This window comes from Mesorhizobium sp. L103C105A0, from assembly GCF_000502215.1.
In the GTDB taxonomy this organism is placed as follows: domain Bacteria; phylum Pseudomonadota; class Alphaproteobacteria; order Rhizobiales; family Rhizobiaceae; genus Mesorhizobium.
The window spans coordinates 184,911-197,015 of the sequence record NZ_AYXF01000001.1 but is presented as its reverse complement, the minus strand read 5'-3'; the positions used below and the strand labels follow the sequence as shown (position 1 = coordinate 197,015).

7 protein-coding genes are annotated in these 12,105 nt (G+C 59.7%); 4 read left to right on the top strand and 3 right to left on the bottom strand.

Features of this window, described 5'->3' with window-relative positions; translation table 11 throughout:
* Positions 1 to 7: 7 nt before the first annotated feature.
* The gene (locus X727_RS1000000168770; RefSeq protein WP_023715472.1) at positions 8 to 187 is read right to left on the bottom strand and encodes a hypothetical protein; all 180 of its coding nucleotides are present in this window, start codon (positions 185 to 187) and stop codon (positions 8 to 10) included.
* Between the two features lie 934 nt (positions 188 to 1,121).
* Entirely contained in the window at positions 1,122 to 3,380 is a 2,259-nt protein-coding gene (locus X727_RS1000000169505; RefSeq protein ID WP_280805911.1) for a DUF4347 domain-containing protein, read from the bottom strand.
* Here X727_RS1000000169505 and X727_RS1000000168755 point away from each other — a divergent pair.
* On the top strand, positions 3,279 to 3,512 hold the full coding sequence (locus X727_RS1000000168755; protein WP_023715473.1) for a hypothetical protein: 234 nt from the start codon (positions 3,279 to 3,281) through the stop codon (positions 3,510 to 3,512). The genes X727_RS1000000169505 and X727_RS1000000168755 overlap by 102 nt on opposite strands.
* Before the next feature lie 28 nt (positions 3,513 to 3,540).
* On the opposite strand, the gene X727_RS163415 is transcribed toward X727_RS1000000168755, so the two are convergent.
* The gene (locus X727_RS163415; protein WP_023715474.1) at positions 3,541 to 3,855 is read right to left on the bottom strand and encodes a hypothetical protein; all 315 of its coding nucleotides are present in this window, start codon (positions 3,853 to 3,855) and stop codon (positions 3,541 to 3,543) included.
* 1,106 nt (positions 3,856 to 4,961) lie between these two features.
* Between X727_RS163415 and X727_RS1000000165445 the strand changes: the two genes are divergently transcribed.
* Genes X727_RS1000000165445 through X727_RS163425 form a run of 3 tightly spaced genes read left to right on the top strand, consistent with a single transcriptional unit; the run spans position 4,962 to position 12,065 of the window.
* Positions 4,962 to 8,687, top strand: a complete 3,726-nt coding sequence (locus tag X727_RS1000000165445; RefSeq protein WP_050591255.1) for a glycosyltransferase — start codon at positions 4,962 to 4,964, stop codon at positions 8,685 to 8,687.
* A gap of 10 nt (positions 8,688 to 8,697) precedes the next feature.
* Positions 8,698 to 9,780 (top strand): glycosyltransferase, encoded by a 1,083-nt coding sequence (locus X727_RS163420; protein ID WP_196814961.1) that lies wholly within the window; start codon positions 8,698 to 8,700, stop codon positions 9,778 to 9,780.
* On the top strand, positions 9,777 to 12,065 hold the full coding sequence (locus tag X727_RS163425; protein ID WP_023833430.1) for a glycosyltransferase family 25 protein: 2,289 nt from the start codon (positions 9,777 to 9,779) through the stop codon (positions 12,063 to 12,065). The genes X727_RS163420 and X727_RS163425 overlap by 4 nt, the downstream gene beginning before the upstream one ends.
* Positions 12,066 to 12,105 lie beyond the last annotated feature (40 nt).

Here is a 12,105-nt window from a genome sequence, read left to right as displayed (position 1 = left end):
TCACTGCTCACTCATGCGGCTTCAGAATATCCTTCAGAGCCTTCTTCACTGTGTCGTCAGTGTTGGCGTAGCCGGCGCCCTGCTTGGTCTTGTCCGAGATCAGGTCGGTGCTCGCACCTAACGGCTTGTTCTGGTTCTGACCAAATCCACTGATCGTGTTGAGGACATTCAGGAGGTCGGTCGTCACCGAACTGGCCGCCAGACCAACAAGCTGCCGGAACGACGCATGGCTGACGGCACCACTGTCGGTCGAGCCGGATCGCAGGAACTGCGTCGAGTCCTTTAGGCCCAGCGTATTGGTCGTGACGTTGGCTTTGTGACCAGGGCCGTTTTCGGCATTGTTATGGTTCCCGGAATTGCCAGGTGCATCCTGATCTCCGTTGCCAAAGCCGTTGTTGCCATGGTGGTGGTCACCTGTGTCACCGCCCGGGCCGGTCGCTCCGGTCGCTCCCGTCGATCCGGCTGAGCCAGTCGCTCCGGTCGAGCCAGTAGAGCCTGTTGCACCAGTCGAGCCAGTAGCTCCGGTCGAACCGGTTGCTCCCGTGGAGCCCGTTGCACCAGTGGCGCCGGTCGCACCAGTCGCGCCGGTAGAGCCCGTTGCACCAGTCGAGCCTGTCGCCCCGGTATCACCTGTGGCTCCGGTAGCACCAGTCGAGCCAGTCGAGCCCGTTGCACCGGTCGCGCCGGTATCACCGGTTGCTCCGGTCGAGCCTGTCGCCCCGGTGGAACCGGTTGCACCAGTCGAACCTGTCGCTCCCGTGTCGCCAGTTGCCCCGGTGGCTCCGGTGGAGCCTGTTGCTCCAGTCGAGCCCGTCGCTCCAGTGGAGCCAGTCGCCCCGGTATCACCTGTTGCTCCGGTCGCTCCGGTATCACCGGTCGAACCAGTCGCACCGGTAGCGCCGGTGGCACCTGTGGCTCCGGTNGCTCCGGTCGCTCCGGTATCACCGGTCGAACCAGTCGCACCGGTAGCGCCGGTGGCACCTGTGGCTCCGGTTGCACCAGTTGAACCAGTCGCGCCGGTGGCACCCGTCGCTCCAGTATCACCGGTTGCTCCGGTTGAGCCCGTCGCTCCGGTCGAGCCAGTCGCTCCGGTATCGCCGGTTGCACCAGTCGCGCCGGTATCACCGGTTGCTCCGGTCGAGCCTGTCGCACCAGTAGAGCCGGTNAGCACCAGTCGCACCAGTAGAGCCCGTTGCACCGGTCGCGCCGGTATCACCGGTTGCTCCGGTCGAGCCAGTCGTCCCGGTGGCTCCGGTTGCACCAGTCGAGCCAGTCGCTCCAGTAGAGCCAGTCGCTCCAGTAGAGCCGGTCGCACCTGTGGCTCCGGTAGCACCAGTCGAACCTGTCGAGCCCGTTGCTCCGGTCCCCCCGGTAGCACCTGTTGCTCCGGTCGAGCCTGTCGCACCAGTAGAGCCGGTGGCGCCGGTCGAACCTGTCGCTCCCGTATCGCCGGTCGCACCTGTGGCTCCGGTAGCACCAGTCGCACCAGTAGAGCCCGTTGCACCGGTCGCGCCGGTATCACCGGTTGCTCCGGTCGAGCCAGTCGCCCCGGTGGCTCCGGTTGCACCAGTCGAGCCAGTCGCTCCAGTAGAGCCAGTCGCTCCAGTAGAGCCGGTTGCNCCAGTAGAGCCGGTGGCGCCGGTCGAGCCTGTCGCTCCGGTAGCACCAGTCGAGCCAGTCGAGCCCGTTGCACCGGTCGCGCCGGTATCACCGGTTGCCCCGGTCGAGCCAGTCGCACCAGTAGAGCCGGTGGCGCCGGTCGAACCTGTCGCGCCCGTATCGCCGGTCGCACCTGTGGCTCCGGTTGCACCAGTCGAGCCAGTCGAGCCCGTTGCACCGGTCCCACCTGTGGCTCCAGTTGAACCAGTCGCGCCAGTAGAGCCCGTTTCACCAGTTGCTCCGGTCCCCCCGGTATCACCTGTTGCTCCGGTCGAGCCGGTTGCACCGGTAGAGCCGGTCGCACCTGTCGCTCCGGTATCGCCGGTTGCTCCGGTCGACCCTGTTGCTCCAGTCGAGCCAGTCGCACCAGTAGAGCCGGTTGCTCCGGTCGAGCCGGTGGCGCCGGTCGCTCCCGTATCGCCAGTTGCACCTGTAGCTCCGGTATCACCGGTTGCTCCGGTTGAGCCTGTCGCGCCCGTATCGCCGGTCGCACCTGTGGCTCCGGTTGAACCAGTAGAGCCAGTCGCTCCGGTATCGCCGGTCGAACCTGTGGCGCCGGTTGCACCGGTCGAACCAGAAGCACCCGTCGCGCCAGTCCCACCTGAAGCGCCCGTGGCGCCGGTCGCGCCTGTGTCACCAGTTGCGCCAGTGGCGCCCGTTGCACCGGTCCCACCCGAAGCACCTGTCGCTCCGGTCGCACCGGTCACACCTGAAGCACCCGTGGCGCCAGTCGCGCCAGTTGCACCGGTCCCACCCGAAGCACCTGTCGCGCCAGTCGCACCAGTTGCACCGGTCACACCTGAAGCACCCGTGGCGCCAGTCGCACCTGTGGCACCCGTCGCGCCCGCGCCGGTGGCTCCAGTTGCACCTGTTGCGCCGGTCGCTCCGGCGGGACCCGTCGGGCCTATTTGATTCGTGATGACGAGACTGCCCCCATTGAAGGTATCGCCATTATCGCCATTGTTACTTGCCACTGTCGCAAAAGTATAACCGCCACCAGAAGGCGTGAGTGTTCCGTATAGCTTGAATCCGCTGTCGTATACCAGATAAGTGTGCGTAGTGTCTGGAACCGTTATAGTTATAGCAAAGGTGAAAACAAAACCATTAGCTGCGGAAGGCAGTTGAAAGCTTCCAACAGCTTTATCATCTGAATATTGTGTTAACGGCCCACCACCGTCTGGATCTGCAAAAGTGTTGTTAGTATCCACCAGATAGAACGTGTTAATATTATTGCCGCTACCACCATCAATGATGCCAGTGAGTGTCAGATCGCCTGCTACAAGTACTCCGGTGTAACTTGCCACGCCATCTGAGGTCAGTGGTGGCCGGGGCGTCGTCGCGCTCCCGCCAGCGGACAGTTCCCAGGCGCCACCCAGGGCCGCTGCGCCAACCAGCGACCTCGATGCGCGAACGTCCGCGCCGACGGCCTGTTCCAGCGCCGCAACGAAGGTCTCGCCAGCATTCCCAAAAGCTGTCTCGCAGCTCCACAGTCGCAGTTCGCCCTCCGCGGCAAGCGCCCTGCCGATTGCGGCAAGATCCTCAGCATCTTCCTTCAGTGTGGCGGCCGACCACTCTCCGGCTGTGAAGCTAACCCGGCCAGGTGCGCCATGCGCCATAATATGGATCGCGTCGAGCCCTTCGTGCCCTGCGAGCGCCGCAGCGATCTGCTGCGCCGCCGGCCAGCGGCCGTCGAGCACAATCGCTTGAACCTCGGGGCGCACGTTGCCGAAAACTGTCTGAAGGTCGGAGACCGAAGGATCGACAAAAAGAATTTCAGTGGCACGGGCCATGACTGGCTCCTGTTGGCTTCGAATTCGGTTCAAACGGAAACCGCCCACCGGCCTGGCCGGTGAGCGCTCGGGATAAGCGGCTTGAGAGGCCTCACCTTCCGGACGGCCCGACGGCGCCGTCGGGATGTTCGACAGCGGGGCTCTCTACGCGGAGGAAGCTGCAGGCCTGGAAATTCCCGCCATCGTCAAACGTGCCAATCGCCAACGAACCGGCTGCGGCCGGAACCTTGACGGTGACAGCGACGGCGAGGCTTCGCTTGACGGCCTTGGGAAGAATGACCTGACCGACGACGGCGCTCTTGGTCGTGTCCAGGATAAAATATGGCACATTCTCGGTCGTGTCGCCGATGGGCAAGACGCCTCTCACGGCAACTTCCATGACCGCAAACCCCGTTATATAGCTCATGATTTCCTCCTCGGTCGGCAGCGGCTGCGCCGCCGTTTGTCTTGTTTCGTGCCTAGGTTTCTATCGCTGCCGGGCGCCCGCGCCCGCTGAGGCCGGTCGCAGCTTCTACCGGCGCTCGAGCCGCGTGCATTGAGCAGCCAGCAGTTCCGTAAACCGGCGGGCGCTGCGCAGAGCGACGAGCCGGGCGCTCAAGACTTGAAGGCCTCTCCGTGCCGGCCGATCGAACGGCGCCCCGCTTGTCTTCAATGAGATGAGTGTGGAGTTCGCAACTGGACGGCGGTCCACAGGGCACCGAGCAATACTCATCAATCGCCAGGCAATCTTTGCTGGCGGCCAGGTGCAGATAATTGGGGGATTGATCGAAGCAGAAACCTACGTTGCGGACGCATCGTTTCGCACTTGGTATCACACCGACCACAGCCAACTCCCAACACGCGTGTCAACTTGCGAGGGAAATCGACTACTTGCGAGGGAACATCAGGTTGGGAAAACGTTGGATCACGTCTTCCTTGCGCCAAACACTTTCTGCGCCCTCACGCACGAAGTGGCACTTGCTCCAGATACTCTCCTGGCTTCGCAGACAGCGCGAACCGACAGGCCTACTGCCCGGTCCACGGAAACCCTCCCATACATAAGACATTAGTAAATTATAAAATTAGCAACTTGTAAATAACCTGTTTACAATTTGTTAATTGCCCAACAACGATTTACTACCTTGGAAAACATCGAGATGGCGCGCATACGGCCAAATGCATCGAAAAATCCGGGACTTAAGATACACCACCTTCGTTATCGACGAACGCTTGATATCGCGGCGGGGTGTACATGGCGATCGAGCCTACAGGGCAATTCGCAAAGCCTCGCCCAGGGTGACCGCGAGACCCTTGCTGCGGCGGAAGGTGCTGGCTAACAATGGATCACGCTGAGGTAGCATCCAGATGGCCGAGGCAGGGGAAAATGTGCATGGGACATGAAGGCCGGATAAGTCCGCACTGGAACGGATCCCTGTCCCCGATGGCACCATGGCACAAATGTAACCGCTTCAGCCCGCAGTCATGGGGGTCGAAAGTCAGCATATGACAAGCGGTAAGCGCCTCTGCCTTAACATGATCGTCAAGAACGAGGTGGCGAACCTTCAACGCTGTCTCGGGGCGGTTGTCGACCACATCGACTGCTGGGTCATCGGCGACACCGGCTCGAACGACGGAACCCAGGATTTCATCAAGGCGTTCTTTGCCGTCCACAACCTGCCTGGCGAGCTGCACGAGTTCCCGTTCCACAATTTCGAGCAGGCCCGCAACGCCGCGCTCGATCACGCCTATGCCTCGCCGCTCGCCTATGACTATCTGCTGTTCGACGATGCCGACATGGAGCTGATGGTTGAGCATACGGGGTTCCGCGAGGGGCTCGACGGCCCGGGCTACCGGCTGTTGCAGCGGTCGGATTCCGGCCTGGCCTATTGGAACACGCGCCTTGTCAAACGCGACGCCGGTGCCCGCTACCATGGCGTGACCCACGAATATCTAGACGTGCCCGGTGGCGTGCAGGAACTGAGGGGTGCCTGGTACAAGGACCACGCCAGCGGCTCGAACCGGGTGGACAAGTTCGAGCGTGATGCCAGGCTTTTGCTGGACGCCCTTGAGAACGATCCGGAAAATCAGCGCTACTGGTTCTACCTGGCGCAGTCCTACCGCGACGCTGGGCGGACGGCGGAGGCGGCGGTGGCCTACGCCAAGCGTGCCGCGATGGGCGGCTGGGACGAGGAGGCGTGGAATGCCCGCCTGCAGGAGGCGCGCTGCCTGCGGAAACTCGGCGACGAGGCTGGCTTTGTTCAACAGGCGCTTGCCGCCTTCAATCAACGGCCGCAACGCGCCGAGCCACTTTATGACCTGGCACGGTTTTACCGCGAGAAGGGGATGAACGACGCCAGCGTGTTGTTCTCCGAAGCAGGGCTGGCGATCAAGCGGCCGGAGCAGGACATCCTGTTCCTCGAGGATTTCGTCTACACGACAGGCCTGCTGGAAGAATTTTCCATTGCGGCAAACTACGCGCACGATCCCGTGCGCAAGGACCGCGGTTTCGCGGCATGCAACTGGTTAGCGCTGGACCGTAGTATCGGCGATGGACCCAGGGATCTCGCGTGGTCCAACCTGTTCTTCTATGTGCAGCCAGCCAAGACAACGATGCCGTCGTTCAGCGCTCATCCGATCGTTTTCGCTGCGCCCGAGGGCTACAGGCCGTCAAGCCCCTCGGTGGCGCGCCTGGGCAAGGAGATTGTGCTTGCTCAGGCAGCGGTGAACTACACCACAAGCGAAGACGGCGTCCATCTCCGGACGAAAGGCGGCGAGGCGATCCTCGCTCGGAATTTCCTTCTGCGGTTGACCAATGGGCTCGCCGTCCGATCGACAACCGAGATGCTGCCGCCGACAAACATGCGCGAGGCCGGCGTCGAGGACCTGCGTCTGTTCGCCTGGAAAGGTAAGCTGTGGGGCTCGGCCTCCGTCCGCGATCTGGCGGACAGCGAGGGCAAGCAGGTCATCATGCGCGTCGACGACAGCGAACCCAGCCACCACCGGATGACCGACCTGCGCGTGCTGCCCGCGACGGGGCCGAGTGCGCACGACGGGAGATGGATGACGCAGGTCAAATCAGGCGAAGCCGGCGAGGAGCGGCTGCAGTTCGTCTGTTTCGGCGATCCAGTTCGGGTGGCGGATGAGCAAGCTGAAACGATCAGCGAGAGCTCTCCTGGAATTGCGGCCCAACGATTCAGCGGCGTAAGCCAACAGGTCGCTTTCGCCGGCGGTTGGCTAATGTTGATTCGCGAGGTGCAATGGAGACCCTCCGAGAGCAGGCGATACTGCCTGCATCGGTTTGTTTGGTTCGACGCAATGAACCTGCTGCAAAAGGTGAGCCGTCCCTTTTACTTCAAGGAAAAGGGCGCCGAGTTCGCTGCCGGATTGGCTTGGCATCCCGATGAGAAGCGCTTGCTGATTTCCTACAGCGTTGCCGACAGCGAGTGCTGGATCGCGACCGTCGATGAGGCGGATGTGGGAGGGATGCTAGAGGATGTGGATCGCCTGTCTTCGGGGGTGGCTGATCCAGGAACGAAGCAGACACTGTCGACGCCGGCCTTTCGCGCCCCTCCAACGAAAGCCGCGATGAAGCCTGGCCGCGCCGACGGTGGGGCCATGGGTCATGCAAACCGGGCGCCGTTGGAAGGTAAGGACTTCGGCACCGGCAGCATGAAGTCGACAGAAGAGATCTTTCATGAGCTCGCGCCGTTTCTGCGCGACGTGGATTCTCCGCTGGAACGACGGCAACGATCGCGCCAGTTCGACGCGCGGATTTATCCCTTCCTTGGCAGCGACGACACCGCACTTCCGCAGATCAACTGCTTCTATGAAGTGATGTCCGACAAAGCTGAGCATCGTACCTTGATTGGCGCCACAACGTCGATGCGAGCGGCTGGCCATCCGGTGCGGGTGTGGAGCTATGCGCCAGAGAAGCTCGAATTCCTCGTCCCGCACGGGATCGAGGTCCGCAATGCCGACGACGTCATGCCGCGGGCCCTGTTCGAGCGCATCGTCGCCGGCTCCGAGATCAGATATTTCAGCGATATTTTCCGCTACGCCCTGCTCTACGAACATGGCGGCCTGTGGATGGATTCCGACGTGATCCTGCTGCGGCCGTTCCCCTTTCGCGGCGATCACTTTTTCAATCTGCAATGGCGGGGAGCACACAAGGGCCACTTCATCTGCGGCAACGTCATATACGCCAAGCCCTACAGCCGCCACCTCAGGGCGCTATACGAAATGTCGCTGGAGCGTTTCCATGAAGCGCGCGGCAAGGATTTCGGCGACATCGGCCCCAAGCTGCTGTCTGACTACATCGCCTCCGATGCGGGAGCCGAACTGCGAGAACGGGTGTTCAGCCCGATGTTCTATAACGCGATCGATTGGACGGAGATCGACCGGTTCGACAGGCCGATAGCGGAATTGGCTGACTATCTAAACGATGATCGCGTGTTCGGCATCCATCTTTGGACCGCCCGCAACGACGCCCGGCCGGGCGGCGAAGCGGCCCCGTTGATCTCGCTGCTGATCAGCCCGCTCGACAGTTTCCCCACATTCACAAGTCTCGCCGACCGCTTCAATACCGACAAGAACCGGCACACCGGGAACCGACACGCCTATGCCCGGATCTACGATCGGCTGCTGTCGAGCAGAAGGCTGGCCATGAAACTCCTCTTGGAGATCGGCCAGTCCACCAAGCAGGCACAAGGCAACCGGACCGAGACGCCTTCGGTCGACCTGTGGCAGAGCTATTTTCCGTTCTGCCGGGTGATGGGCGTCGACCGGACTGATTTTTCGCAGCTCAACAACGAAAGATTCAAGTCGTTCGTCTGCGACCAGTCCAAGCTCGACGATCTGCGCGAGGTGGCCGCGAAATTCGGACCTGGGTCGCTTGACGTGATCGTCGACGACGGCAGCCATGCCTCGTTCGACGAGCAGTTGACGCTGCGCGAGTTTTTCCCTCTGCTCGCAGGGGGCGGCTGGTACTTCCTCGAAGACCTTGACTGGCAGCCGCCGGGCGAGGATCTCGGCAAGATCACGCTGACTAAGACCCTGCTGCGGGAAATCCAGCAGCACGGCAGCGCGCGCTCGGTCGATCCGCTGGGCGTGAGCGCGCTTGCCGGTCAGTTCGCCGAAATCCTCTTTTTCGACAGCCACTACGAACTGAATCGGGCAAAGCTGCTCGGTGGCTTGGTGGCTATCCGCAAGGGCCCGTCGGGCATGTCCGCCAGGCGAAGTCTTGCACCAGTGCGTGAGTGAGCAGAGCGCCGTGAAAGTCGCTGTCTACACCATCGCCTTGAACGAAGCCGCAAACGCGGAGCGCTGGGCCAATTCGGCCGTCGACGCCGACTATCGCATTGTCGCCGACACGGGCAGCACCGACGATACGGTGGAACGGCTGACCGCTGCCGGCGTTACCGTGCACAGGATAGCGGTCCGCCCATGGCGTTTCGACGATGCCCGCAACGCCGCCATGGCACTGATCCCGCACGACGTCGACGTGTGCTGCACAATGGACATGGACCGGTTCCTTGAACCTGGCTGGCGGGCAAAGCTCGAGGCTGTCTGGACTCGCGAGACGACAGCCCTTTATTGTCAGACAGTGTACAGAGCGAGCGTCGACGACCCGACCCCACTTCGCAACTGGCCAGCGAAAAACTTTCATCATCGCTGGGGATATCGTTTCAGGCGGCCAGTCCACGAGGCTCTGGTCTTCACTGGAGAAACGGAGGTCACGGCGAACAGCAGTGACATTGTCATGTTCGAGGTGCAGGACCTCGCCAAGCCAACAAGGAGCAGCTACCTGCCGCTGATGGAGGTGGCACTGAAGGAAGACCCCGAAGACGCTCAAATCTGCTTCTGGCTCGGACGGGACTTGATGTGGGCCAACCAGCAAGAGCGGGCCGTTTCGCTGCTCGAGCGCTACCTTGAATTGCCAACAAGCAGGTGGGCGGAAGAACGCTCCGAGGCGATGCGTTATATCGCGCGCATGCGGCCGGAGCAGAAATTGTCCTGGCTGGACAAGGCCCGGATGGAAGCGCCGCACCGGCGTGAGATCTGGCTCGACCTGGCAGAGGAGTTCCACAGCAAGGCCGACTGGCTGAATCTGTTCTGGGCCTGCACCAATGGGATCGAGAAGACGCACCGCACCGGCAGCTATCTGGACGAAGCGAACTGCTGGGGTTTTCGATTGTGTGATCTCGGTGCGATCGCGTCGTGGCGCCTCAATGTCATGGACCAGGCGGTGGAGTGGGGGCAAAGGGCGCTAGAACTGGATACGGGCAATCAGCGGCTAAAGGACAACCTCGATTTTTTCATTAGACACCGAGACGACTTGCGGGCAGGGGCATGAACAGTCCGTCCTACAAGCCCGCGCGGCTGTTCACGGCGTTCGGCACCGTCATATATGTCGAGCCCTTAACGGGTGAGTTGCGACACGGCCCTGTCGAGAGCAGCCCGGCGAACGCATATTTTGAGTCGGGCAACCGTTCGGGAGGTGCAAACCGGCAGGGTCGCCTGATCCATGCCGTCAACGGTTCGGCCGAACCGATCTCCTGCTATTCTGGCACCTGCTTTTCCGTCTCACAGTCGCAGCGCGAAAACCAAGCCGTCGATCCCACGATATTCGAATTCATTCCGCTAGAGCGTGGTTTGCTGGCGCTGAAGTCCGGCGGAGTTTTTCTGTCGGCCATACCTGACGGTCAGATGAGGCTCAGCGCTCCTGTTTGCAGCACGTGGGAGCTATTCGTCGCGTCGGAGAACTGGTGCACTGACATCGCCGGCTTGGGCGGTGAAATATTGCGCGCCGCTGGACCGGAATTCGACAGGAGCGGGATCCATGGTTACATTATTCATCCGGTCATAAGGGCGAGAACAAATAGGAATTCTAAACGACCGAGAGTACTGATATATGGCTATACAAAGTGGTCTCACGGTAGGGTTTACTACGATATAATGCGTAAATTACATGACCTTGGGTTCATTGTAGATATACTTGATTGGCAAATAAATAATATCGATCAAGTCGAGTACCTTTCAAAATACTACGATGTGTGGATGAGTGCCCTCGATGGAGTGTCCACGTTGGTGGATCGATATCAAGTTCCATACGATCGAATAATTGCCATTTCCCACCACGAATTCGATATACGTATGCTTGTAGAACAGAAGGGAAAAGACGTATTCGACAAGTTTGCAAATTATGGTGTAGTTAGTGAATCGGTGTATTCAGCCTCGATGATGCTAGGCATACCGAGAATGCCAGAGGTCGCATCGCTCGCTATAGACTATCAGAGCTTCTTTAGTCCTTTGCCAGAACGGCTAACGACAGTTGGCTACGCCACATCAATGTCCGTACAGACGTATGGTGTGGAGTGGAAGCGCGGAGACCTTGCCGAAGCGGCAGCGGAGGAGGCCGGGTTGATATTCAAGGTGGCCGGCTCAACTGCAAACCAGATTTCATTCCACGATATGCCGATTTTCTATCAGAGCGTCGATGCAGTTGTAACAAGTTCGGTTAACGAGTCTGGCCCGCTATCGGTTATGGAAGGGGCAGCTGCGGGAAGGCTTGTAATCGGCACATCTGTGGGCCACTTTCCTCTCAAGGCTTATCAAGGAGGCGGCATAATTGCGCCGATCGAGCCCAGCAAATTCAAGGCCTTCACCAGTGCCACTCTGCGCTACTATAAGGAGAATCCCGCTGCCTTTGTGGAAAAGTGCTATATGACGAGGGAAGCTGCGCGAAAGTTCGACTGGCAATACTCGATTGATGAGTGGGTCGATCTGATCGAACGACCAGGATCGCCTGCCAAGTCTTCTCGCTTAGCCACTCGAACTTATATCGACCAAGGGTCAATTAGCCTTGCGCCTGTCGCCCCGCAATCAAATGGCGAAGCTGGATCACCATTGATTCACTTGATAAACCTGGACCGCAGTATTGCACGACTTTCTAAATATCAAGCCAATAACCCGCATCTTGTCAGAAATACTTTGAGGGTATCAGCAATTGATGGTGCGTCAGTTGACAGAGATCAGCTAATAAAGGAAGGATTTATTACTGAGGACTGCACTTACCTTCCAGGTTCTCTTGGATGCGCTTTGTCTCACATCAACCTATGGAAGTTGGCGGTTTCAGAAAATAAGATAATTACTGTTTTTGAAGATGATGTTCGTGCGTCATTTGACTTTCTTACGGAATCTGCCCGCATTCTCTCCAACGCACCGGCGGACTGGGACATGATAAAGTGGGGTTTCCTCTTTGATCCGCTCTTCCTGTGGTTGGATTTCAGTTTCTCAAAAGCTAAGCTTGAATTCTATGATCGTCGATACAGCAAGCAAGGCACCTTGTTCCAATCTGACAAATCCTCTCGGTCTCTTATTAGGATAGCGCACTCTTTTGGTCTGCAAGCCTACTCACTTACGCCAAGGGGGGCGCAGAAACTTCTTGAACGATGCCTGCCTTTGAAAAAAAGAACTATTCCATTTCCAGGAACTGGAGTAATTCTTGAGGATACAGGTATCGACTGCGCGATGTGTGCGGCGTATAGCTCGATGCAAGCGTTCATCTGCATGCCGCCGCTTGTCATTGCCGATGATGAACAGCTTTCTGAGCGAGAAGCTGCGGACCGAGCTCATTGATTTGATGACTCTCAATAAAACTTTCTCTGAACGTCACCAT